Raw genomic sequence first — 25,241 nt, forward strand, 5'->3', positions numbered from 1 at the left:
ACAATGGCCGAAGCAAAAGTACTCAGTGGTGCCGGGCTCCGTGGCCAGGTTGCCGGGCAAACCGCACTGTCCACCGTGGGCCAGGCCGGTGCCGGGCTGACCTATCGCGGCTACGACGTGCGCGAACTCGCTGCCGATGCACAATTTGAAGAAGTCGCCTACCTGCTGCTCTACGGCGAGCTGCCAACCCAGGCGCAACTCGACGAATACCAAGGCAAACTCAGCAAGCTGCGCGACCTGCCGCAAGCGCTGAAAGAAGTGCTCGAACGCATCCCCGCCGACGCCCACCCGATGGACGTGATGCGCACCGGTTGCTCGTTCCTTGGCAACCTCGAGCCGGAGCAAGACTTCTCCGAGCAGCGCGACAAGACTGACCGCTTGCTGGCCGCGTTCCCGGCGATCATGTGCTACTGGTATCGCTTCAGCCACGACGGCAAACGCATCAACTGCGTCAGTGACGAGCCGACTATCGGCGGTCACTTCCTGCACCTGCTGCACGACAAGAAGCCAAGCGAACTGCACGTCAAAGTGATGAACGTTTCGCTGATCCTCTACGCCGAACACGAATTCAACGCCTCGACCTTCACCGCGCGCGTTTGTGCGTCGACCCTGTCTGATCTTTATTCCTGCGTGACCGCCGCCATCGGTTCGCTGCGTGGCCCGTTGCACGGCGGCGCCAACGAAGCGGCGATGGAAATGATCGAGCGCTTCTCGTCGCCGGAAGAGGCGATCAAAGGCACCCTCGGCATGCTCGAGCGCAAGGACAAGATCATGGGCTTCGGCCACGCGATCTATAAGGACAGCGATCCGCGCAACGAGGTGATCAAGGGCTGGTCGAAAAAACTCGCGGACGAGGTCGGCGACAAGGTGTTGTTCGCGGTTTCCGAAGCCATCGACAAGACCATGTGGGAGCAGAAAAAACTGTTCCCCAACGCCGATTTCTACCATGCCTCGGCGTACCACTTCATGGGCATTCCGACCAAGCTGTTCACGCCGATCTTCGTCTGCTCGCGCCTGACCGGCTGGGCCGCGCACGTGTTCGAGCAGCGCGCCAACAACCGCATCATCCGTCCAAGCGCCGAATATATCGGCGTTGAACAGCGCAAGTTCGTGCCAATCGAACGTCGCTGAAATGGTGAGCTGACCCGAAGCGCAAGATCACCGCTAAACCCTGTAGGAGTGAGCCTGCTCGCGATGACGGACTGACATTCACCATCGATGTCGACTGATCTACCGCTATCGCGAGCAGGCTCACTCCTACAAGGGACGGTGTGAATCTTGAGTCTGGCGTCAGCCCACCCTTTGCAACCACCGTGACCCGAGTCCTGACCCGATGAACACAGAATTCCGTAAAACCCTGCCCGGCAGCCCTCTGGATTATTTCGACGCCCGCGCGGCGGTCGAGGCGATTCAGCCCGGCAGTTACGACACTTTGCCGTACACCTCCCGCGTGCTGGCGGAAAACCTCGTGCGTCGCTGCGACCCGGCCACGCTCACCGATTCCCTCAAGCAACTGATCGAACGTAAACGCGACCTCGATTTCCCGTGGTTCCCGGCGCGTGTGGTCTGCCACGATATTCTCGGCCAGACCGCACTGGTCGACCTCGCCGGCCTGCGCGACGCGATTGCGTTGCAGGGCGGCGACCCAGCGCAGGTCAACCCGGTTGTGCCGACGCAATTGATCGTCGACCACTCGCTGGCGGTAGAAGCGGGCGGTTTCGACAAGCAGGCGTTCGAGAAAAACCGCGCCATCGAAGACCGTCGCAACGAAGACCGTTTCCACTTCATCAACTGGACCAAAAAAGCCTTCAAGAACGTTGATGTGATCCCGCCGGGCAACGGCATCATGCATCAGATCAACCTGGAGAAAATGTCCCCGGTGATTCAGGTGCGTGAAGGCGTGGCGTTCCCCGACACTTGCGTCGGCACCGACAGCCACACCCCGCACGTCGATGCGTTGGGTGTAATCGCCATCGGCGTCGGCGGCCTCGAAGCCGAGAGCGTAATGCTCGGCCGCGCGTCGTGGATGCGCCTGCCGGAAAGCGTCGGCGTCGAACTGACCGGCAAGCTGCAACCGGGCATCACCGCCACTGACATGGTGCTGGCGCTGACCGAATACCTGCGCAAACAGAAAGTCGTCGGCGCCTGGCTGGAGTTCTTCGGCGAAGGTGCGGCGGCGCTGACCCTCGGCGACCGCGCGACCATCTCCAACATGGCCCCGGAATACGGCGCCACTGCAGCGATGTTCTACATTGACCAACAGACTATCGATTACCTGAAACTGACCGGTCGTGAAGACCAGCAAGTGCAGCTCGTCGAGCAGTACGCCAAGCTCACCGGCCTGTGGTCCGATAGCCTGAAAGGAGCGCAATACGAGCGCGGCCTGACTTTCGATCTGTCCTCGGTAGTGCGCAACATGGCCGGCCCGAGCAACCCGCACGCGCGCGTTGCGGTGGCGGATCTGGCGGCCAAAGGCATCTCCGGGCAGTGGGATGACGTGCCCGGGCAAATGCCCGACGGCGCGGTGATCATCGCCGCCATCACCAGTTGCACCAACACCAGTAACCCGCGCAACGTGATTGCCGCCGGACTGCTGGCGCGCAACGCCAACAAGCTTGGCCTGACCCGCAAGCCATGGGTGAAATCCTCGCTGGCGCCGGGTTCGAAAACCGTGGCGCTGTACCTCGACGAAGCGGGGCTGACCACTGAGCTGGAACAGCTCGGTTTCGGTGTTGTCGCCTTCGCTTGCACCACCTGCAACGGCATGTCCGGCGCGCTCGATCCGGTGATCCAGCAAGAGATCATCGACCGCGATCTGTACGCCACCGCCGTGCTTTCCGGCAACCGCAACTTCGACGGCCGCATTCACCCGTATGCCAAGCAAGCGTTCCTCGCTTCGCCGCCACTGGTGGTCGCATACGCCATCGCCGGGACCATCCGTTTCGACATCGAAAAAGATGTGTTGGGCGTGGTCGACGGCAAGGAAATCCGCCTGAAGGACATCTGGCCGAGCGACGAAGAAATCGACGCCGTGGTGAAATCTTCGGTCAAGCCTGAGCAGTTCCGTCAGGTCTACATTCCGATGTTCGCCGTCCACGAAGACACCGGTCCGAAAGTCACGCCGCTGTACGACTGGCGCGAAATGAGCACCTACATTCGCCGTCCACCGTACTGGGAAGGCGCGCTGGCCGGCGCCCGTCCGCTTAAAGGCATGCGCCCACTGGCCGTGCTTCCGGACAACATCACCACCGATCACCTGTCGCCATCCAACGCGATCATGCTCGACAGCGCCGCCGGCGAATACCTGGCGAAAATGGGCCTGCCGGAAGAGGACTTCAACTCGTACGCAACCCACCGTGGCGACCACTTGACCGCACAGCGCGCGACGTTTGCCAACCCGAAACTGTTCAATGAAATGGTCGTGGAAAACGGCAAGGTCAAACAGGGTTCGCTGGCCCGCGTCGAGCCGGAAGGCAAAGTGATGCGCATGTGGGAAGCCATCGAAACCTACATGGAGCGCAAGCAGCCGCTGATCATTATTGCCGGCGCCGATTACGGTCAGGGTTCGTCCCGCGACTGGGCGGCGAAAGGCGTGCGTCTGGCCGGTGTCGAGGCGATTGCCGCTGAAGGTTTCGAGCGCATTCACCGCACCAACCTGGTGGGCATGGGCGTGTTGCCGCTGGAGTTCAAGCCGGGCACTGACCGTCACACCCTGGCCATCGACGGCAGCGAAACCTACGACGTGATCGGCGAGCGCAAACCGCGCGCGGACCTGACGCTGGTGATCCATCGCAAGAACGGCGAGCGCGTTGACGTGCCGGTGACCTGCCGTCTGGATACCGCTGAAGAAGTGTCGATCTATGAGGCTGGCGGCGTGTTGCAGCGCTTCGCTCAGGACTTCCTCGAAGAGTCGGCGGTTGCCGTTTAAATCTACTGATGCAGTCGTGAGGCTTGGGTCTCACGTCTGTGGTTAAGGAGCACCATGGCTCACGCACCACAAATCAAAATCCCTGCGACCTACATGCGCGGCGGCACCAGCAAAGGCGTGTTCTTCAGCCTCAAGGATCTGCCCGAAGCGGCACAGATTCCCGGCCCGACCCGCGACGCTTTGCTGCTGCGCGTGATCGGCAGCCCCGACCCGTACGACAAACAAATTGATGGCATGGGCGGCGCCACGTCCAGCACCAGCAAAACCGTGATCCTGTCGAAAAGCATCAAGGCCGATCACGACGTCGATTACCTGTTCGGTCAGGTCTCCATCGACAAGCCGTTCGTGGACTGGAGCGGCAATTGCGGCAACCTCTCGGCAGCGGTCGGTTCGTTCGCCATCAGCAACGGTCTGGTCGACGCCAGCCGCATTCCGCACAACGGTGTTGCGGTGGTGCGCGTGTGGCAGGCCAACATCGGTAAAACGATTATTGCCCATGTGCCGATCACCAACGGCGAAGTGCAGGAAACCGGTGATTTCGAACTCGACGGCGTGACCTTTCCTGCGGCCGAAGTGCAAGTCGAATTCATCGACCCGGCAGCGGAAGAAGAGGGCGGCGGTGGTTCGATGTTTCCCACCGGCAATCTCATCGATGAGCTGGAAGTACCGGGTGTCGGCACGTTCAAGGCGACCATGATCAATGCTGGCATCCCGACGATTTTCGTCAATGCTGAAGACATCGGTTACACCGGTACCGAGTTGCAGAGCGCGATCAACAGCGATCCGCAAGCGCTGCAGATGTTCGAGACGATTCGGGCTTATGGCGCGTTGCGCATGGGTCTGATATCGAATCTCGATGAAGCGGCCAAACGTCAGCACACGCCGAAAGTCGCGTTTGTTGCCAAGCCTGCGGATTACGTCGCATCCAGTGGTAAAGCGGTTGGCGCCGGTGATGTGGATTTGCTGGTGCGCGCCTTGTCGATGGGCAAGTTGCATCACGCGATGATGGGCACGGCGGCGGTGGCGATTGGTACGGCGGCAGCCATTTCCGGGACATTGGTGAACCTTGCAGCGGGTGGTGTTGAACGTAGTGCCGTGCGTTTTGGGCATCCGTCCGGGACGTTGCGCGTTGGCGCCGAAGCCAGCCTGGAAAACGGCGAGTGGATCGTCAAAAAAGCCATCATGAGCCGTAGCGCGCGTGTCCTGATGGAGGGTTACGTGCGCATTCCCGGAGATTCGTTCTGATCCAAGAGCTTTACCCTCATCGGAACGCCGCCCGCCCAGCCCTCTCCCGGAGGGAGAGGCGGCCGACCGAGGTGTCAGGGGTTGTGCATCGACCTGAAAGATTGAGGCGATTACGGATCTGGGGGCTGATTGAGGTGTTTGAAGTTGTGCATTGATCAGATTGATTCTGGATTCAGCGCAGATCGCTCAAGTCGGTGAACCCCCACAGCATCCCCCAATCAGTCCCCTCTCCCTCGGGAGAGGGCTAGGGTGAGGGGACACTCTCTGAAAAAGCACAAAACCAGCAGGCACCCCAGACCTGCAATCAACCAGACCAACCCAGCCAAGCCCTGAGGAAGACCGCACCCACTCATCATTCCCGCACAGGAGAACCGCAATGAGCGCCAACGTCGACCTGAACAACCGCCCCGACTACGACCCTGTCCTGCAGGACATCGCCGACTACGTCCTCACCTTCAAAGTCACCTCCACCGAAGCCCTCGACACCGCCCGCAACTGCCTGATGGACACGCTGGGCTGCGGCCTGCTGGCGTTGCGCTTTCCCGAATGCACCAAGCATCTGGGCCCGATCGTCGAAGGCACCGTCGTCCCGTTCGGCGCACGCGTTCCCGGCACCTCCTATCGCCTCGACCCGGTCAAGGCCGCGTGGGACATCGGCAGCATCGTCCGCTGGCTCGACTACAACGACACCTGGCTCGCCGCCGAGTGGGGCCATCCATCCGACAACCTCGGCGGGATTCTCGCGGTGGCCGATCATCTTTCGCAGAAACGTCTGGCCAACGCTGAAGCACCGCTGACCATTCGCGATGTGCTGGAAGCGATGATCATGGCCCACGAAATTCAAGGCGTAATCGCCCTGGAAAACTCCTTCAATCGTGTAGGACTCGATCACGTCATTCTGGTGAAAGTCGCTTCAACCGCTGTCACCGCCAAACTGATGGGCGCCAATCGCGAGCAATTGCTGTCGGCGTTGTCCCACGCGTTCGCTGATGGTCAGGCGCTGCGCACTTATCGTCATGCACCTAACGCCGGTTCACGAAAATCCTGGGCGGCGGGGGATGCGACGAGTCGTGGTGTGCGTCTGGCCGACATCGCCATGCGCGGCGAAATGGGTATTCCCGGCGTTCTCACCGCCAGGCAATGGGGCTTTTATGACGTGCTGTTCAGCCACACCAATAGCGATCTGGCGCTGAAACCGGAGAATAAACGCGCCTTCAGTTTCTCGCGCTCGTTCGGCAGTTATGTGATGGAAAACGTGCTGTTCAAGATCAGTTTTCCCGCCGAATTCCACGCGCAAACCGCCTGCGAAGCCGCGGTGACCTTGCACCCGCAAGTGCGCAATCGTCTGCATGAAATCGACCGCATTGTCATCACCACCCACGAATCAGCGATCCGCATCATCTCCAAGGTCGGACCGTTGGCCAACGCTGCCGACCGCGACCACTGCATCCAGTACATGACCGCCGTGCCGCTGGCCTTCGGCAATCTGGTCGCCGAGCAATACGAAGACGATTTCCACCGGGCGCATCCGATCATCGATGTGCTGCGCGAAAAAATGGTCATCATCGAAGAGCCACGTTTCACCCGTGAATATCTGGAGCCCGACAAGCGCTCGATTGCCAATGCCGTGCAGGTGTTTTTCAAGGATGGCAGCAGCACTGAAAACGTCGTGGTGGAATACCCGATCGGTCATCGTCGCCGCCGTGTCGAGGGCATTCCATTACTGGAAGACAAGTTCAAGGCCAATCTGGCCACACGTTTCACCGGCCAGCGCAGCGGCGAAATCTTCGCGTTGTGCAAGGATTCGGCGCAGCTCGAAGCTACCCCGGTCAATCGTTTTGTGGATATGTTCGTTATCTGAACCACTTTTCCACAGGCAATTTGGTGATCGCAAACCCGCTCAACAAAACCGCCGAATAGATCATCAGCTCCCGGGACAGGGTTTGCCCCTCGTACCAGGCGCCGATGATCACGGCGAACACCGGAAAAATGATAAACACGAACGACAGAATGATCGGGCTCAAGCGTTTAAGCAGCAAAAAGTAAACGATGAATCCGCCCACTGATGCCGCCAGTCCCAGATACAGCAGGGCGCCCCACGAGCGCGCGCTGACATCGCTGAATACCGGCGTCTCAACGCTCAATCCGACAATAAATAACATCGCCCCGGCAATGCCGATTGGCAGCGTGTTGTAGGTGATCACGCTGATCGCGCTGCCGTGTTTTTTCGTCACTACGTAACACAGCGCATGCATCACCGCCGCACAGAGAATCGCCAATACTCCCAGCCATTCCGCTTGATCCAGATGCAGGCCCTGACTACGAATAATCATGAACAGACTGCCAAAACCAATGGCGATGCCGAGCATTTGTGACGGGTAGATTCTCTCGCGCAGAAACAGCGCGGAAAACAACAGGATAAACACCGGCATGCAACTGAACAGCAGGGCGGTCAGGCCGGACGATACGTGCATCTCACCGTAGTTGAGCAGGTAGTAAGGCAGGCTGAAATACGACAGCGTGACGAACACAAAGAACCAGCGACTTTGCCGGGGAAACAACAGCGGTTCCTTGCGCAACAGCGCGAAGCTCAGGAACAGCGGAAAAGCGATCAGAAAACGCAGCCCGGCGGCCGTCAGCGGCGGCACGCTTTCCACCGCAATCTTGATCCCCAGCCACGTCGTGCCCCAACTCAAACAGACGATGAGAAACAGCGTGCTGGTGATCAATCCGGCGAGCCAGGGTTTGCTGATGTGCATCGGTGTGCTGACGGCGGTCGACATGTGGCGTACTCCGAACGGTGGAATTGACCTGGTCGCGGAAACGGTCTATTTCTGATTGAACCTTTTTAAGCACGCTATTCGGGGCGAGAATGACTGTCAAAGTAAGTATTGCCATGGTGTCAATCCTCCGTGATGGTCTCGCCAATGGCGTGGGCGTGAAGTACAAACGCCTGGCGAATGCCGTCGCGCAAGCCATCGATGAGGGCGTCATCGATGCGGGATGCAAGTTGCCGCCGCACCGTTTGCTGGCGGACAGCCTGGGGGTGACCATCGGCACCATCAGCCGTGCCTACGGTGAACTTGAGCGTGTCGGATTGGTGGTGGCTCGCGTAGGAGATGGCACCTATGTGTGTCAGCGCGGGATGGAACGGCCGCAGGACAAAGGCTTTCGTAATGTCAGCGATGAGCCGTCAGCCTGCTTCGACATGAGCCGCAACCAGCCGATTCCCGCACAGGAAGCGGCGTTCATGAGCCAGAGTCTGCAGGAACTGGCCAGCGATCCTCGGGTGCTGCAACAGTTGACCGGGTACACCGCTGAAGCCGGGTTGGCGCGGCATCGTGTGGCGGGGGCGGTGTGGTTGCAGCATGCGGCGTATGTCCCGCATGCCGATCAGGTGTTGTGCGTCAACGGTGGCCAGCATGGTCTGCTGTGCACGTTGATGGGCTTGCTCAAGGCCGGCGACACCGTTGTGACCGAGCATTTGTCCTACCCGGGATTGATCGGCGTCGCACGCCAGCTCGGGATAAAACTCATTGGCGCGGCAATGGATGACGAAGGGCTTTTACCGTCGGCACTGGAGGATATCTGCCGTCAGCATCGGGTTTCGGCGGTGTATTGCACCCCGACGATCCAGAATCCTACGGCCGCTGTAATGTCGATCCCACGGCGCGAGGCGATTGCCGACCTCTGTCGTCAACACAATCTGCTGATTATCGAAGACGAGGCCCATGCCGTTCTGGATCGCCAGCGCCCATTGCCGCTCAGCTATTTTGCGCCGGAGCGATCGGTGTTGATTGGCAGCCTGAGCAAGGCTGTTTCGGCGGGGCTGCGCGTCGGTTATCTGCATGCGCCGCAAGCGTTGACCGGACGTTTGAGTGCCGCCATCCGCGCAACGTGCTGGATGGCCAATCCGTTATCGATGGAAGTCGCGAGCCTGTGGATTGAAAGCGGCATGGCCGAGCGTTTACTGGACGAGCAGATCAGCGAGATCGCTCGGCGCAAAGCGTTGGTGGCGCCTGTTCTGCAGGGTTTGAATTACAAGACTCACCCTTATAGCCCGCACTTCTGGGTAGAGGTACCTGAGCTGTGGCGGGCGTCGCAGATTGCGGCGGAGTTGAAGGAGAACAACTATCTGGTGGCCACCGCTGAGGCGTTTGCGGTGGGGCACGCAGCAGTGCCGCAATTTATTCGGGTGAGTGTGTGTAATGCGGTGGGGAATGATCGGTTGTTGCTGGCAGGTTTTGAAGCTCTGGCTAAGGCATTAACAGACACCGTGTGATCGTTCTTCGCGAGCAAGCTCGCTCCCACATTCGACCGCATTTCAACGGGATAAACGCGATCAAACTGTGGGAGCGAGCCTGCTCGCGAAGGCGTCAGATCAAGCAATACAGACCTATTTGAACCGCCGCTCCACACCTTTCTCCACCAGAATCTTCGCCGAAATCTCTTCCACCGAAAAATGCGTGGAGTTGATGTGCGGGATGTTCTCGCGGCGGAACAGGTTTTCCACTTCACGCACTTCGAATTCGCACTGGGCGTAGCTCGAATAACGGCTGTTGGGCTTGCGCTCGTTGCGGATTGCGGTGAGGCGGTCGGGGTCGATGGTCAGGCCGAACAGCTTGTGCTGATGAGCGCGCAGGGCCGTCGGCAGGGTCAGGCGTTCCATGTCGTCTTCGGTCAGCGGATAGTTGGCCGCGCGAATGCCGAACTGCATGGCCATGTACAGACACGTCGGCGTTTTGCCGCATCGCGACACGCCCACTAGTATCAAATCGGCTTTGTCGTAATAGTGCGTGCGCGCGCCGTCGTCGTTGTCGAGGGCAAAGTTAACCGCCTCGATACGTTCCATGTAGTTGGAGTTGTGGCCGATCGAATGCGACTTGCCGACGGTGTAGGAAGAGTGCTCGGTCAGTTCCTGCTCCAGCGGGGCAAGGAAGGTCGAGAAAATGTCGATCATGAAACCATTGGACGTTGCGAGAATCTCACGGATGTCCTGATTGACGATGGTGTCGAAGATGATCGGGCGAAAGCCGTCGGTTTCAGCGGCTTTGTTGATTTGTTGTACCATGGCCCGCGCTTTTTCAACGCTGTCGATGTACGGTCGCGTGAATTTGCTGAAGGTAATGTTTTCGAACTGCGCCAGAAGGCTTTGACCCAGGGTTTCGGCAGTGATGCCGGTGCCATCGGAGATGAAGAAAGCAGATCGTTTCATTTGCACCTTGGGCCTTAAGCTAATGAGCATTTCTGGATATGATAGGCGCGATTTGTCGGCCGCGACTGGCCCGCATTCTCACTTATTTTCCAGGTCCAGGCCATACAACCGGCCAAGGCTCCCCCGGGCCGCCGGTTTCTGAGCTTTTCCAACACAGTTAGTGGAGAGATCACCTTGGTAGAGTACGTAGTTTCCCTCGATAAGCTCGGCAAACACGATGTTGAGCATGTGGGGGGCAAGAACGCATCCCTGGGCGAGATGATCAGTAACCTGGCAGGCGCCGGTGTTTCGGTCCCCGGCGGCTTCGCCACGACGGCCCAGGCCTATCGTGATTTCCTCGAACTGAGCGGCCTCAACGACCAGATCCACAAGGCCCTCGACGCGCTCGACGTTGATGACGTCAACGCTCTGGCCAAGACCGGCGCCCAGATCCGTCAATGGATCATGGAAGCCGAATTCCCCGAAAAACTGAATGCCGAGATCCGCACCGCGTTCGCCGCGCTGTCGGCCGGCAATCCTGATGTGGCCGTGGCCGTGCGTTCTTCCGCCACCGCCGAAGACTTGCCGGACGCCTCGTTCGCCGGTCAGCAGGAAACCTTCCTGAACATCCGTGGTGTGGAAAACGTTATCCGCGCCGCCAAAGAGGTGTTCGCGTCGCTGTTCAACGACCGTGCGATCTCCTACCGCGTGCACCAGGGCTTCGACCACAAACTGGTCGCCCTGTCGGCTGGCGTGCAGCGCATGGTGCGTTCGGAAACCGGCACTGCCGGCGTGATGTTCACCCTCGACACCGAATCCGGTTTCCGTGACGTGGTGTTTATCACCGGCGCCTACGGCCTGGGCGAAACCGTCGTACAAGGCGCGGTCAACCCGGATGAGTTCTACGTGCACAAGGGCACGCTGGAGGCCGGTCGTCCGGCGATCCTGCGTCGCAACCTGGGCAGCAAAGCGATCAAGATGATCTATGGCGACGAGGCCAAGGCCGGTCGTTCGGTCAAGACCATTGACGTCGACAAGGCGGATCGCGCGCGTTTCTGTCTGTCCGACGCTGAAGTCAGCGAGCTGGCCAAACAAGCGATGATCATCGAGAAGCACTATGGCTGCCCGATGGACATCGAGTGGGCCAAGGACGGTGACGACGGCAAGCTCTACATCGTGCAGGCCCGTCCGGAAACCGTGAAAAGCCGCACCCAGGCCAACGTCATGGAACGTTACCTGCTGAAAGAAACCGGCACCGTGCTGGTTGAAGGTCGTGCGATTGGCCAGCGCATCGGCGCCGGTAAGGTTCGCATCATCAAAGACGTGTCCGAGATGGACAAAGTCCAGCCGGGCGACGTACTGGTTTCCGACATGACCGACCCGGACTGGGAACCGGTCATGAAGCGCGCCAGCGCCATCGTCACCAACCGTGGCGGCCGTACCTGCCACGCGGCGATCATCGCTCGTGAGCTGGGTATTCCGGCAGTGGTCGGTTGCGGCAACGCCACCCAACTGCTGAAAGATGGCCAGGGCGTGACCGTTTCGTGCGCCGAGGGCGACACCGGTTACATCTTCGAAGGCGAACTGGGCTTCGACATCAAGAAGAACTCCGTCGACGCCATGCCGGAGCTGCCGTTCAAAATCATGATGAACGTCGGCAACCCGGACCGCGCCTTCGACTTCGCGCAACTGCCGAACGCCGGTGTGGGCCTGGCCCGTCTGGAATTCATCATCAACCGCATGATCGGCGTCCACCCGAAAGCGCTGTTGAACTACGACGGTCTGCCGCAGGAAATCAAGGACAGCGTCGACAAGCGTATCGCCGGTTACGACGATCCGGTCGGCTTCTATGTCGAGAAACTGGTTGAAGGCATCAGCACCCTCGCGGCTGCGTTTGCACCGAAGAAAGTCATCGTGCGTCTGTCGGACTTCAAGTCCAACGAATACGCCAACCTGATCGGCGGCAAGCTCTACGAGCCGGAAGAAGAAAACCCGATGCTGGGCTTCCGTGGCGCTTCGCGTTACATCAGCGAATCGTTCCGTGACTGCTTCGAACTCGAATGCCGCGCGCTGAAACGTGTGCGCAACGAGATGGGCCTGACCAACGTCGAAATCATGGTGCCGTTTGTCCGTACTCTGGGCGAAGCCAGCCAGGTTGTTGATCTGCTCGCCGAGAACGGCTTGAAGCGCGGCGACAACGGTCTGCGCGTGATCATGATGTGCGAACTGCCATCCAACGCGATCCTTGCTGAAGAATTCCTCGAATTCTTCGACGGTTTCTCGATCGGTTCCAACGACCTGACTCAGCTGACCCTGGGTCTGGACCGCGATTCCGGTATCATCGCGCACCTGTTCGACGAGCGTAATCCGGCGGTCAAGAAGCTGTTGGCCAACGCGATTGCGGCATGCAACAAGGCCGGCAAGTACATCGGTATCTGCGGTCAGGGTCCTTCGGACCACCCGGATCTGGCCAAGTGGCTGATGGAGCAGGGCATCGAAAGCGTGTCGCTGAACCCGGACTCCGTGCTGGAAACCTGGTTCTTCCTCGCCGAAGGCCAGGCGCAGGCTTGATCAATATGTGAACGGCCTGTTCCCTCTCAGGGGGCGGGCCTTGAGATTCAAGTAGGGCGGGCTCCTGTAGATGCCGCCCTTTTTTGTGCAAGAGCATTATGCAAAGCAGCAGCAACTTATTTCCTGTCGCCCTGATCAGCGCCGAACGGCGTGGTGATCTGAGCGAAGACGTGTATCGCTTGAAACCCGGCAACAGTCCCGACTGGTCCGTGGAAATCGCTGTGACCCGTTTGGGCATGGCCGATGACTCGACGCCTCGCGGTGTGCCGGTGATTCTGCTGCACGGCAGTTTTTCCAATCGGCGCTTCTGGTTCTCACCCAAAGGCCTGGGCTTGGGCGCATATCTGACGCGCCTGGGGTTCGACGTTTGGATTCCGGAGATGCGCGGCCACGGCCTGTCGCAGCGCAATGAGGAATACCGGCGCAATCGCGTGGCCGACTATGCCCGCTACGACCTGCCGGCGATTGCCGCGTTCGTGCGTGAGCAGAGCGGACAGGTGCCGCACTGGATTGGTCATTCGCTGGGCGGCATCACCCTGGCGGCGGCGCTCGGTGGCGAATACCTGGGCGAGCCGGCAGTGGCTTCGGCGGCGTTTTTCGGCACCCAGGTCAGCCGCACCTACTGGCCGCTGAAAATCCCGCCAGTGGAGTGGAGCGGGCGCTTTATCCTCAAGCGTTTTGCGCAATTGTCGGGTTCGCGTCTCAAGCGTGGCCCGGAAGATGAGCCGATCGGTCTGGCGCTGGAAAGCATGCGCTGGTACGGCTTGTTCGGTCGTTTTGGCGACAAGGACAAGGATTGGTGGGCGGGGCTGGCCGATGTTCAAGTGCCAGTGCTGGCGGTGACCGCAGCAGGGGATCATCAGGATCCGGCCTGGGCCTGTCGCAAATTGTTCGAGCAGATCGGCTCCGAGCACAAGCAGTTCATCAATCTGGGGCGCGAGCAGGGCTTCAACGATAATTTCGGCCATGTCGAGATGTTGGTGAGCAAAGCGGCGCAGACCGAGGTCTGGCCATTGGTGGCGCTTTGGTTGAACGATCAGCACACGCCATTGCTGGGCGAGAAGCCGGATCTGGCCGCTGCCGTGTGAGTGCGAAGGCCTTGAAGGGATTTCGTTCGGGTTGGCTTGCGGCTAAGATATGACGCAATGTGCGGATCTGGTCATTTTTGGTGGCGCTTTAGCTATTACGTTTCAGGGTTTGTTCAGGTTCGTTCAGCGACCATGGGATGGACTAAGGTAAACAACGACCACCGAAACTCGTCTCCTCAGAACGCAGCATCCTTGATCGTTTTCCTTTTTACAGGAGTTTTTCGATGAACCATTACCTTACGCCTGATCTGTGCGACGCCTATCCGGAGCTGGTACAGGTGCTGGAACCGATGTTCAGCAATTTCGGCGGCCGTGATTCGTTCGGCGGCGAAATCGTGACCATCAAATGCTTCGAAGACAACTCGCTGGTCAAGGAACAGGCTGAACTCAAGGGCAGCGGCAAGGTGCTGGTGGTCGATGGCGGCGGTTCGCTGCGCCGTGCGCTGCTGGGCGACATGATCGCCGAGAAGGCGGCGAAAAACGGTTGGGAAGGGCTGGTGATCTACGGCTGCATCCGTGACGTTGACGTCATCGCCCAGACCGATCTGGGCGTGCAGGCGCTGGCCAGCCATCCGATGAAAACTGAAAAACGTGGTATTGGCGACCTCAACGTCCCGGTGACTTTCGCCGGTGTGACGTTCCACCCGGGCCACTACATTTATGCGGACAACAACGGCGTGATCATCTCGCCGAGTCCGCTGAAGATGCCTGAATAAGCTTTTCGACAAAGGGATGCGGATGTTCGAGGAAGAAAACGCGCAGTGGGGGCTAGTGCATGCCCTGGTGCTGGACGGAAAAGGCGGTGCGCGTTCGATAGCCCGGACTGAGCTCGACGATTTGCAGCTGCAGGCCCATGAAAGCCTGTGGCTGCATTGGGATCGCAGCCATCCGCAGACCCAGACCTGGCTGCGCAAATCCAGCGGGCTCAATGAATTCACCTGTGATCTGCTGCTGGAAGAGAACACCCGGCCGCGCCTGTTGCCGCTGCCGGATGCCGAACTGTTGCTGTTTCTGCGCGGGGTCAATCTCAACCCGGGCGCCGAGCCGGAAGACATGGTCTCGGTGCGGATTTTCGCTTCTGCCCAACGGGTGATTTCCCTGCGTTTGCGCCCGTTGCGCGCCACCGATGAGCTGCTGGCGCAATTGGCCGACGGCAACGGCCCGAAAACCTCCTCCGAACTGATCCTTTATCTGGCGCAGTTCCTCACCAACAAGGTGCAGGATCTGGTCACTTGCCTCTCGGAAATCGCCGATGAGGAAGAAGAAAAGATGGATGCCGACGAACGGTATACTCCCGAGCATGGCGCCATTTTGCACATCCGTCGCCGGGCGGCCGGACTAAAGCGTTTTCTTGCACCGCAGCGGGATATTTTCGGACAACTCACGCGGATAAAACTGCAGTGGTTTGTCGATGACGATGCCGATTACTGGAACGAACTGAACAACAGTCTGACCCGCTATCTCGAAGAGCTCGAATTGACCCGAGAGCGCGTGGGGCTTGTGCTGGAGGCTGAAGACCGGCGCTTGAGCGAGCGCATGAATCGCACGATGTACCGCTTCGGGATCATCACCTGCATCTTTTTGCCGATGAGTTTTATCACCGGTTTGCTGGGTATAAACGTCGGCGGAATTCCGTTCTCCAGCAGCCCTTATGGTTTCCTGATTGCCTGTTTGACGGTGCTCGCCCTGGCCTTTGGTCAGTGGTGGTTATTCCGTCGTTTGCGCTGGGTATGAAGATGGCGCATGTGACCCGACCAAATCTGCCCGCGTCTTTCACAGACATCACGAGAGGTGCGTATGCACGATCCGTTTGAACAGTCTTTGCGCGACATGCTCAACGCTTCGCCGTCCAGCCGCGACGACGATGCGTGCCTGGGCCGCGTACTCAAAACCGCCAACCGCCAGGTTGGCGCCGGTGATCTGTTCAGCCTGCTGGGCCGCTGGCTGCCCGCGCTGATGATCGCCCTGAATAATGGATCGGCGCATGTCTCGCCGGTTTCCCGTCTTCGTAAACCTACCGCTCGCACTGCTGATAAGGCTGATTGAATATGGAACTTGATCTCTGGACTCAGAGCCTCGTCACGGCAATGACTGCGTTGTGGACCAAAGTCGCCAACTTCATCCCGAACCTGTTCGGCGCACTGGTCGTGCTGCTGTTGGGTTTCGTCGTGGCCAAGCTGCTCGATACCCTGCTGTCCAAACTGCTCGCCAAGCTCGGTCTTGATCGCCTGATGGGCGGCACCGGGCTGACCAAGTTGATGTCGCGCGCCGGGTTGCAAGTTCCGATCTCGACCCTGATCGGCAAGATCGTTTATTGGTTCGTCCTGCTGATTTTCCTGGTTTCTGCAGCAGAATCCCTTGGCCTTGAGCGAGTTTCGGCTACGCTGGATATGTTGGCGCTCTATTTGCCGAAAGTATTCGGCGCGGCGCTGGTGTTGCTGGTAGGTGTTTTGCTCGCGCAACTGGCCAACGGGCTGGTGCGCGGGGCGGCAGAAGGCGTGGGCCTGGACTACGCTTCGGGGCTGGGGCGAATTGCGCAAGGGCTGGTGATCATCATCAGCATCTCGGTCGCGATCAGTCAGCTTGAGGTCAAGACTGACCTGCTGAACCATGTGATCGTCATCGTTTTGATTACCGTTGGTCTGGCCGTTGCGCTGGCCATGGGTTTGGGAAGCCGGGAAATTGCCGGTCAGATTCTTGCGGGAATCTATGTGCGTGAGTTGTATCAGGTTGGGCAACAAGTGCGTGTTGGCGAGGTCGAAGGCCAGATCGAGGAGATCGGCACGGTTAAAACCACATTGCTGACCGATGAGGGTGAGCTAGTCTCTCTTTCCAATCGGATCCTGCTGGAACAGCATGTGAGTAGCCGCTAATCCGGCAAACCCTGCTAATGTATGCCGCCGCAAAATGCCAGCTGATGCTGGTTGCGGCGGACATTGACCTGACTGTCGGCACGACTTGTTTTGAATAAAGCCCAAACGCTATCCACGCGCTACGACCCCCGCGAGCTCTCTGATGAGGAGTTGGTCGCGCGCTCGCATACCGAGCTTTTTCACGTAACGCGCGCCTATGAAGAACTGATGCGGCGTTACCAGCGAACATTATTTAACGTTTGTGCGAGATATCTTGGGAACGATCGCGACGCAGACGATGTCTGTCAGGAAGTCATGTTGAAGGTGCTGTATGGCCTGAAGAACTTCGAGGGGAAATCGAAGTTCAAAACGTGGCTCTACAGCATCACGTACAACGAATGTATTACGCAGTATCGGAAGGAACGGCGAAAGCGTCGCTTGATGGACGCATTGAGTCTTGACCCCCTCGAGGAAGCGTCCGAAGAAAAGGCGCCGAAACCCGAGGAGAAGGGCGGGCTTGATCGCTGGCTGGTGTATGTGAACCCGATTGACCGTGAAATTCTGGTGCTTCGATTTGTCGCAGAGCTGGAATTTCAGGAGATCGCAGACATCATGCACATGGGTTTGAGTGCGACAAAAATGCGTTACAAACGTGCTCTAGATAAATTGCGTGAGAAATTTGCAGGCATTGCTGAAACTTAGTTCAGCGCAAATATCTCTTACGTGTAGGCAAGTTCTGATAGACTTGCCGCCGAGTTGTCCCCCGGTTTGCGGGACTGCTTCACAATCACCAGATGGGGATTTAACGGATGAAACTGAAAAACACCTTGGGCTTGGCCATTGGTTCTCTGATTGCCGCCACTTCGTTCGGCGCTCTGGCACAAGGCCAAGGCGCAGTTGAAATCGAAGGCTTCGCAAAGAAAGAACAATTCGACAGCGCTCGTAACTTCAAGAACAACGGCAACCTGTTCGGCGGCTCGATCGGTTACTTCCTGACCGACGACGTTGAACTGCGTCTGGGCTACGACGAAGTGCACAACGTGCGTTCCGACGACGGTCGTAACATCAAGGGCGCTAACACCGCTCTGGACGCTCTGTACCACTTCAACAACCCAGGCGACATGCTGCGTCCATACGTATCGGCTGGTTTCTCCGATCAGAGCATCGGTCAGAACGGTTCCGGCGGTCGTGACCGCTCCACCTTCGCCAACGTTGGCGCTGGTGCCAAGCTGTACTTCACCGACAACTTCTACGCCCGTGCTGGCGTTGAAGCTCAGTACAACATCGACCAGGGCGACACCGAGTGGGCTCCTAGCGTCGGTATCGGTGTGAACTTCGGTGGCGGCTCCAAGCCTGCTGCTGCTCCAGTTCCAGCACCAGCTGAAGTCTGCTCCGACAGCGACAACGATGGCGTTTGCGACAACGTTGACAAGTGCCCGGACACCCCAGCCAACGTAACTGTTGACGCTGACGGCTGCCCAGCAGTTGCTGAAGTTGTTCGTGTTGAGCTGGACGTTAAGTTCGACTTCGACAAGTCGGTTGTGAAGCCAAACAGCTACGGCGACATCAAAAACCTGGCTGACTTCATGAAGCAGTACCCATCCACCACCACTACTGTTGAAGGTCACACTGACTCCGTCGGTCCTGACGCTTACAACCAGAAACTGTCCGAGCGTCGTGCAAACGCCGTTAAGCAAGTTCTGACCAACCAGTACGGTGTTGAATCGTCCCGCGTTCAGTCTGTTGGCTACGGCGAATCCCGCCCAGTTGCTGACAACAAAACTGAAGCTGGCCGCGCTGTAAACCGTCGCGTAGAAGCGCAGGTTGAAGCTCAAGCTAAGTAATTAGCTGCCGCTCTGAGAAAAGCCCGGCTTAGGCCGGGCTTTTCTTTGCCTGCAATTTGCTTTGCAGCTTTAAAAGGTCGCAGCCTGCGTCAGCTCCTACAGGACCAATGCAGATCCAAAGTAGGAGCTGCCGCAGGCTGCGATCTTTTGCTCTTCAACAACAGCCGCCACCGCCCCGATCACCAGAATCGCCGGGCTTTTCAATCCAAACGCACACGCGTCATCACTCATGCTCGCCAGATCACTCCGGCATTCGCGCTGCTCTGGCAACGATGCATTCTCGATCATCGCCACCGGCGTATCCGCCGCCATCCCGCCTGCCAGCAGTTGATCGCGAATCTCCCCCAGCTTGGCCACGCCCATATAAACCACCAGCGTCGTACCCCCCTGTGCCAGCGCCTGCCAGTTCAACTGGCTGTCGTCCTGGGTGTGTGCAGTCACCAGCGTCACCCCGCGCGCCACACCGCGTAACGTCAGCGGAATATCGCACTGCGTCGCCCCGGCCAGCCCAGCGGTAATGCCATTGACCAGTTCCACCTCAACTCCGCGCTCACGCAGCCACTGCGCCTCTTCGCCGCCACGGCCGAAGATGCACGGATCGCCGCCCTTGAGCCGCACCACACACTTGCCATGGCGGGCATAGCGCAGCATCAGCCGATGGATAAACGCTTGCGGTGTCGAACGGCAGCCGCCGCGTTTACCCACTGCAATGATGCGGGCGTCAAGGCAGTGTTCCAGCACCGCGTCGTTGACCAGATCATCGATCAGCACCACATCGGCCTCGCGCAGGGCGCGCACCGCTTTGAGGGTCAGCAGTTCCGGATCACCCGGTCCCGCGCCGACCAGCCAGACTTTTGCGTTCATGGTGTTTTCCTCATCAGATGATGGCGGCTGGCTGCACGTCGGCAGCCAGTAAGCGTTTTATTTCCGGGACGCACGAGCCGCATTGCGTGCCGCAGCCCAGTTGGTTTTTCAAGCCCTGCAGATCCAGACCTTGGCGAATGCCGGCGCAGACCGTGTTGAGGCTGACGTTCTTGCAGTTGCACAGGGTTTTATCCACAGCCATTTGCGCCCCGACACTGCCCGGCGGCGCACTCATTGGCGCCAATAGCCAGCGCCGCAGTTGCTCATCCGCACGGCCTTCCAGCCACAACCCTTGCAGCCAATGCTGAGCGAGGGTTTCACCGGCTAACCGGATCGCAGTGATCCGGCCGTTTTCAATGCGCACGCGTTTGCCAATGGCGCGGCGAGGATCGTCATAAGCCAATACCGGGCCGTCGATCAGTGACAGGCATTGGTCGATTTCACCGAGCAATTGCGCATTCGGAGCTTCGCTGCTGGCCGCGCGTATCAGCAATGCCGATCGTTCACGTCCGACAAGGCTGAGACTCACGTAGGAAAATGCCTCACAGAGCGGTCGTAGCGTCTCGAAATGCCGTTGAACATCACCCTCGATCAGTGCGAAAAGTTGCCACGGCAGACTGACCGGCTCGAGGCGCACACCGTTGTGTTTGAGTTCCGGTTGCTTCGACAGCGGATCAAAGTCCGGCAGGGTCAGGCTGTTCACACCGCCCTTGAGAAAACGGTCGCCCCAGTGCATCGGCAGAAACGCTTGCCCCGGACGTACGCTGTCATCGCTGTCAACCGCGACGATTACCGCGCCGCGACGACTTTTAAGGTTGACCAGATCGCCCGGCTGCAAACGATGCCGGCGCATTTCGTCCGGGTGCAGGCTCAACACCGCTTCGCTGACATGCCCGAACAATTGCGCTGCCGTGCCAGTGCGGCTCATACCGTGCCATTGATCGCGCAAGCGGCCAGTGATCAACGTCAGTGGAAAGCGAGCATCGCGCTGCTCTTTAGCGGCGCGATACGGGTCGGATATGAATTGCGCGCGTCCGTTGGCGGTCGGAAAAATCCCGTCCTCGTACAGTCGTGGCGTTCCTTGCCGCGCTCCGACAGGGAAGGGCCATTGCTGCGGTCCGATCTCGTCGATCAGCGCGTGGCTGATCCCGGACATATCCAGATCCCGTCCACGGGTCAGCCCTTTGAATTCATCGAACAACTGCGCGGGCTGAGCAAACGCAAACAGGCTTGGTTCAGCGGGACGCAGACGTTTCTCCAGACGTTGTGCGAAATCTACCGTGATCGCCCAGTCCGGCCGCGCCTCACCCGGTGGGAGGATGGCTTTACGCACGTGGGAAATGCGTCGCTCGGAATTGGTCACCGAGCCTTCTTTCTCGCCCCAACTGGCGGCAGGCAGCAGGAGATCGGCGAATGCTGCGGTTTCGGTGGTGCGAAAGGCTTCTTGCAGAACCACAAACGGGCAGGTCTCAAGCGCTGCTCGCACAGCATGTTGGTCCGGCATCGATTGCGCAGGGTTGGTGCAGGCAATCCACAACGCCTTGATCTTGCTGTTGCGCATTTGCTCGAACAGTTCGATGGCACTGAGACCAGTATTTTCCGGCAACCGATCAACGCCCCAATAAGCCGCCACTTCGGCACGGTGTTCAGGGTTGGCCGGGTCTCGATGGCCCGGCAACAGATTCGACAAACTGCCCGTTTCACGCCCGCCCATGGCATTTGGCTGACCGGTAAGGGAGAAAGGTCCTGCACCCGGACGGCCGATTTGCCCGGTGGCCAAGTGCAGATTGATCAGCGCGCTGTTCTTCGCGCTGCCAGCGGTGGACTGGTTCAGGCCCATGCACCACAGCGACAGAAAACTCGGCGAGGTGCCCACCCATTCAGCGCACTGCTGCAGTTGCTCGACACTGATCCCGCACAGTTGCGAAACCATTTGCGGGGTGTAATCGCGCACCAGATTTTTCAAGTCGGCGAGGCCACCGGTGTGCGCCTTGATGAAGTCACGGTCGATCCAGTCTTCCCACAACAACAGATGCAGAATTCCGTGAAACAACGCGACATCGGTGCCCGGCAGAATTGCCAGATGCAGATCGGCGAGGTCGCAGGTGTCGGTGCGCCGTGGATCAATGACGATGACTTTCATCTGTGCGCGACGGGATTTTGCCTCTTCCAGTCGACGGAAAAGTACCGGATGGGCGTAGGCCATGTTACTGCCGACGATCATCACGCAATCGCTGAGTTCCAGGTCTTCATAACTGCACGGAGGAGCATCGGCGCCGAGGCTGCGTTTGTAGCCGACCACTGCTGAAGACATGCACAGGCGCGAATTGCTGTCGATGTTGTTGGTCCCGACCAACGCCCGCGCCAGTTTGTTGAAAGCGTAATAGTCCTCGGTCAGTAACTGCCCGGAGATATAGAACGCCACGCTGTCCGGGCCGTGCTCGGCAATGGTCTCGGCGAACACGTTGGCAGCGTGTTCCAGTGCCGTATCCCAATTCGTTCGGCTGCGCGCCAGGCCTTTGCCCAGACGCAGTTCCGGGTACAGCGCGCGAGCCGCGAGGTCGCCGGTCAGGTGCAGGGTTGAGCCTTTGCTGCACAGTTTGCCGAAGTTGGCCGGGTGCGCCGGATCGCCGCTGACGCCGAGGATGCGCTCGCCGTCATGCTCGATCAGCACGCCACAGCCGACCCCGCAATAACAGCAGGTCGAGGCGGTCGTCTGGCGGCTCATCAGATGGCGTCCCGCAGGGCCAGTTGTACACGACCGTTTTCGACCCGCGCCGGGTGATGGTGCGCGCAACCGATATCCGGCGCCTGAGCTTCGCCAGATTCGAGGTCGATTTGCCAGTTGTGCAACGGGCAGGCCACACGTTTGCCGTAGATCAAACCTTGCGACAATGGCCCGCCCTTGTGCGGGCAGCGGTCGTCGAGGGCGAAAACCTCATCGTCGCTTGTACGAAAAATCGCGATGTCACCTTTCGGCCCGGCAATGATTCGCGAACCGAGGGCATTGATCTCGTCGAGGGCACAGATATCCAGCCAGTTCATGCCGGCACCTCCAGGTTTTTCACGGGAATTACGTCGAATTCTTTCTTCAGTTGCGGCTGCGCCAGACGCTCTTTCCAAGGGTCTTGCTCGAACGACAGAGAGAATTGCAGGCGCTCGTTCAGGGCCTTGCGACGCTCGGGGTCTTCGAGCACGGCTTTCTTGATGTGCTCCATGCCGACCCGTTGCAGGTAGTGCACGGTGCGTTCGAGGTAGAAGGCTTCTTCGCGGTAGAGCTGCAGGAACGCGCCGTTGTATTCGCGGACTTCCTCGGCGGTTTTCAGCTTGACGAAGAACTCAGCGACCTCGGTTTTGATTCCGCCGTTACCGCCGATGTACATCTCCCAACCGGAGTCGACACCGATAATTCCTACGTCTTTGATCCCCGCTTCCGAGCAGTTGCGTGGGCAACCGGAGACGGCGAGTTTCACTTTGTGCGGCGACCACATGTTGAACAGATCGTGCTCGAGCTCGATGCCCAGTTGTGTCGAGTTTTGCGTGCCGAAGCGGCAGAACTCGCTGCCGACGCAGGTCTTCACGGTACGGATGGATTTGCCGTAGGCATGCCCGGACGGCATGTCGAGGTCTTTCCAGACGCCGGGCAAATCCTGCTTCTTGATGCCGAGCAAGTCGATGCGCTGACCGCCGGTGACCTTGACCATCGGCACGTTGTACTTGTCGGCCACGTCGGCAATCCGCCGCAGTTCCGAAGGATTGGTCACGCCGCCCCACATCCGTGGCACCACCGAATAGGTGCCGTCCTTCTGAATGTTGGCGTGGGCGCGTTCGTTGATCAGGCGCGATTGCGGATCGTCCTTGGCTTCGCCGGGCCAAGTGGAAATCAGGTAATAGTTGAGGGCAGGGCGGCATGTTGCGCAGCCGTTCGGCGTGCGCCAGTTGAGGTAGCTCATGGTGCCGGCGATGGTCAGCAGATGTTGCTCGCGGATGGCCTGACGGATCTGCCCGTGATTGAGGTCGCTGCAACCGCAGATGGCTTTTTCGCTCTTCGGTTTGACGTCCGCCGCACCGCCGACGGTGTTGATCAGGATCTGTTCGACCAGCCCGGCGCAGGAGCCGCAGGAGCTGGCAGCCTTGGTATGTTTCTTCACCTCATCGACGCTGAACAGGCCGTGTTCCTGAATGGCTTTGACGATGGTGCCTTTGCACACGCCATTGCAGCCGCAGACTTCGGCGCTGTCGGCCATGACCATGGCTTTGTCCTGGCCCTGATGTCCTACGTCTCCGAGTGCGTTTTCTCCGAACATGAGGTGATCACGGATCTCGCCGATGGCGTGATTCTCACGAATCTGCCGGAAATACCAACCGCCATCTGCCGTATCGCCGTACAGACAGGCGCCGACCAGCACGTCATCCTTGATCACCAATTTTTTGTACACACCGCCGATCGGGTCGGAGAGGGTGATGGTTTCCGTGCCTTCGCCGCCCATGAAATCGCCGGCAGAAAACAGATCGATGCCGGTGACTTTCAACTTGGTCGAGGTCACCGAACCCTGATAACGGGCGAAGCCCAGTTGTGCGAGGTGGTTGGCGCAGACCTTGGCCTGTTCGAACAACGGCGCGACCAGACCGTAGGCAATGCCGCGGTGGCTGGCGCACTCGCCGATGGCATAAATGCGCGGGTCGTAGGTTTGCAGCGTGTCGTTGACCAGAATCCCGCGATTGCACGGGATGCCGGCCTTTTCCGCCAATTCTGTGTTGGGACGAATACCGGCAGCCATTACCACCAGATCGGCGGGGATGATCTCGCCGTTCTTGAACTGCACCGAGCCGACCCGGCCATTGCCTGCGTCGTGCAGCGCCTGAGTCTGTTCGGACAGACGGAAGTGCAGGCCACGGGATTCAAGAGCGTTTTGCAGCAGTTGGCCGCTGGTTTTGTCGAGTTGACGTTCCAGCAACCACTCACCGATGTGCACCACGGTGACGTGCATGCCGCGCAGCATCAGGCCATTGGCGGCTTCGAGCCCGAGCAGACCGCCACCGATGACCACCGCGTGTTTGTGGGTTTTAGCGGTGTCGATCATTGCCTGGGTATCGGCGATGTCGCGATAGCCGATCACTCCGTGCAAGGTGTTGCCGGGGATCGGCAGGATGAACGGCGTCGAACCGGTGGCGATCAGCAGGCGATCGTATTCGGCTTCGGTGCCGTCCTCGGCGATCACCCGGCGTTTGACCCGGTCGATCTCCACCACTTTGCGGTTGAGCAGCAACTTGATGTTGTTTTCCAGGTACCAGTCGAGGTCGTTGAGGACGATCTCTTCGAAGGTTTGCTCACCGGCCAGCACCGGCGACAGCAGGATGCGGTTGTAGTTGGTGTGCGGTTCGGCGCCGAAGACCGTGATGTCGTACAGCTCGTTGCTCAGCTTGAGCAGTTCTTCGAGGGTGCGGACCCCGGCCATGCCATTGCCGATCATCACCAGTTTGAGTTTTTTCATCAGGTTCTCCGGGGAGCTGCGGCTGGCCTCTTGTGGGCAGTCAGGCCTTGCTCGAGAAATTTTGCGCAAACAAAAAAAGGCGTCCCGCTAGTTGCCTAGCGAGGACGCCTTTGTCCTGGTCCCGTTCTCTCGGGAAGCGCAGCCTTCGTCGTTGAAGGTT

Annotated in this window: 19 protein-coding genes; 13 read left to right on the forward strand and 6 right to left on the reverse strand. The window is 59.2% G+C overall.

Features of this window, described 5'->3' with window-relative positions:
- Window positions 1-3: 3 nt before the first annotated feature.
- The 4 genes from prpC (at window position 4) to prpD (ending at window position 7,034) form a co-directional block, all read left to right on the forward strand.
- Window positions 4-1,131, forward strand: coding sequence for a bifunctional 2-methylcitrate synthase/citrate synthase (prpC, locus tag AB4N74_RS03840; protein ID WP_116255222.1), 1,128 nt, complete (start codon window positions 4-6; stop codon window positions 1,129-1,131).
- 202 nt (window positions 1,132-1,333) lie between these two features.
- Window positions 1,334-3,928, forward strand: a complete 2,595-nt coding sequence (acnD, locus tag AB4N74_RS03845) for a Fe/S-dependent 2-methylisocitrate dehydratase AcnD (protein ID WP_116255224.1) — start codon at window positions 1,334-1,336, stop codon at window positions 3,926-3,928.
- Window positions 3,929-3,982: 54 nt separating this feature from the next.
- Window positions 3,983-5,173 carry a 2-methylaconitate cis-trans isomerase PrpF gene (gene prpF / locus AB4N74_RS03850; protein ID WP_460098307.1) on the forward strand — a complete coding sequence of 397 codons (1,191 nt, stop codon included), beginning with the start codon at window positions 3,983-3,985 and terminating at the stop codon, window positions 5,171-5,173.
- A 376-nt stretch (window positions 5,174-5,549) separates the two neighbouring features.
- Window positions 5,550-7,034 carry a 2-methylcitrate dehydratase gene (gene prpD, locus AB4N74_RS03855; RefSeq protein WP_320337273.1) on the forward strand — a complete coding sequence of 495 codons (1,485 nt, stop codon included), beginning with the start codon at window positions 5,550-5,552 and terminating at the stop codon, window positions 7,032-7,034.
- Here the strand turns inward: prpD and AB4N74_RS03860 are convergent.
- On the reverse strand, window positions 7,027-7,932 hold the full coding sequence (locus AB4N74_RS03860; RefSeq protein ID WP_460101062.1) for a DMT family transporter: 906 nt from the start codon (window positions 7,930-7,932) through the stop codon (window positions 7,027-7,029). The genes prpD and AB4N74_RS03860 overlap by 8 nt on opposite strands.
- Before the next feature lie 113 nt (window positions 7,933-8,045).
- On the opposite strand from AB4N74_RS03860, the gene AB4N74_RS03865 reads away from it, so the two are divergent.
- Complete coding sequence (locus AB4N74_RS03865; protein ID WP_460098309.1) at window positions 8,046-9,455, forward strand: aminotransferase-like domain-containing protein; 1,410 nt, start codon at window positions 8,046-8,048, stop codon at window positions 9,453-9,455.
- A gap of 114 nt (window positions 9,456-9,569) precedes the next feature.
- Here AB4N74_RS03865 and ppsR read toward each other — a convergent pair whose 3' ends face one another.
- Complete coding sequence (gene ppsR, locus AB4N74_RS03870; RefSeq protein ID WP_016773826.1) at window positions 9,570-10,388, reverse strand: posphoenolpyruvate synthetase regulatory kinase/phosphorylase PpsR; 819 nt, start codon at window positions 10,386-10,388, stop codon at window positions 9,570-9,572.
- Between the two features lie 174 nt (window positions 10,389-10,562).
- Between ppsR and ppsA the strand changes: the two genes are divergently transcribed.
- The 8 genes from ppsA (at window position 10,563) to AB4N74_RS03910 (ending at window position 18,722) form a co-directional block, all read left to right on the forward strand.
- Complete coding sequence (gene ppsA, locus AB4N74_RS03875) at window positions 10,563-12,938, forward strand: phosphoenolpyruvate synthase (protein WP_099758458.1); 2,376 nt, start codon at window positions 10,563-10,565, stop codon at window positions 12,936-12,938.
- 98 nt (window positions 12,939-13,036) lie between these two features.
- A complete protein-coding gene (locus tag AB4N74_RS03880) occupies window positions 13,037-14,026 on the forward strand; it encodes an alpha/beta fold hydrolase (protein WP_093431775.1) in 990 nt (329 codons plus the stop codon).
- Between the two features lie 224 nt (window positions 14,027-14,250).
- Window positions 14,251-14,742: a ribonuclease E activity regulator RraA gene (gene rraA / locus AB4N74_RS03885; RefSeq protein ID WP_093431777.1), complete on the forward strand. Its 492-nt coding sequence runs from the start codon at window positions 14,251-14,253 to the stop codon at window positions 14,740-14,742.
- A 22-nt stretch (window positions 14,743-14,764) separates the two neighbouring features.
- A complete protein-coding gene (locus tag AB4N74_RS03890) occupies window positions 14,765-15,760 on the forward strand; it encodes a zinc transporter ZntB (RefSeq protein ID WP_460098312.1) in 996 nt (331 codons plus the stop codon).
- A gap of 63 nt (window positions 15,761-15,823) precedes the next feature.
- A complete protein-coding gene (locus tag AB4N74_RS03895; protein ID WP_008076827.1) occupies window positions 15,824-16,072 on the forward strand; it encodes a hypothetical protein in 249 nt (82 codons plus the stop codon).
- Window positions 16,073-16,074: 2 nt separating this feature from the next.
- Entirely contained in the window at window positions 16,075-16,899 is an 825-nt protein-coding gene (locus tag AB4N74_RS03900) for a mechanosensitive ion channel family protein (RefSeq protein WP_007916401.1), read from the forward strand.
- A gap of 90 nt (window positions 16,900-16,989) precedes the next feature.
- The gene (gene sigX, locus AB4N74_RS03905) at window positions 16,990-17,580 is read left to right on the forward strand and encodes an RNA polymerase sigma factor SigX (RefSeq protein ID WP_011333251.1); all 591 of its coding nucleotides are present in this window, start codon (window positions 16,990-16,992) and stop codon (window positions 17,578-17,580) included.
- Between the two features lie 107 nt (window positions 17,581-17,687).
- Window positions 17,688-18,722 (forward strand): OmpA family protein, encoded by a 1,035-nt coding sequence (locus AB4N74_RS03910; RefSeq protein ID WP_034152869.1) that lies wholly within the window; start codon window positions 17,688-17,690, stop codon window positions 18,720-18,722.
- Between the two features lie 96 nt (window positions 18,723-18,818).
- Here the strand turns inward: AB4N74_RS03910 and cobA are convergent, their stop codons facing one another.
- From cobA to nirB, 4 genes are read right to left on the reverse strand one after another with little or no spacing between them, the layout of a single operon-like run.
- Window positions 18,819-19,586 (reverse strand): uroporphyrinogen-III C-methyltransferase, encoded by a 768-nt coding sequence (cobA, locus tag AB4N74_RS03915; protein WP_460098315.1) that lies wholly within the window; start codon window positions 19,584-19,586, stop codon window positions 18,819-18,821.
- A gap of 13 nt (window positions 19,587-19,599) precedes the next feature.
- A complete protein-coding gene (locus AB4N74_RS03920) occupies window positions 19,600-22,314 on the reverse strand; it encodes a nitrate reductase (RefSeq protein ID WP_460098317.1) in 2,715 nt (904 codons plus the stop codon).
- Window positions 22,314-22,631: a nitrite reductase small subunit NirD gene (nirD, locus tag AB4N74_RS03925; protein WP_016985592.1), complete on the reverse strand. Its 318-nt coding sequence runs from the start codon at window positions 22,629-22,631 to the stop codon at window positions 22,314-22,316. Before nirD ends, AB4N74_RS03920 begins: the two co-directional genes overlap by 1 nt.
- Window positions 22,628-25,081, reverse strand: coding sequence for a nitrite reductase large subunit NirB (gene nirB, locus AB4N74_RS03930; RefSeq protein ID WP_257357969.1), 2,454 nt, complete (start codon window positions 25,079-25,081; stop codon window positions 22,628-22,630). Before nirB ends, nirD begins: the two co-directional genes overlap by 4 nt.
- Window positions 25,082-25,241: the final 160 nt, after the last annotated feature.

The organism is Pseudomonas sp. H3_C08, assembly GCF_054669455.1.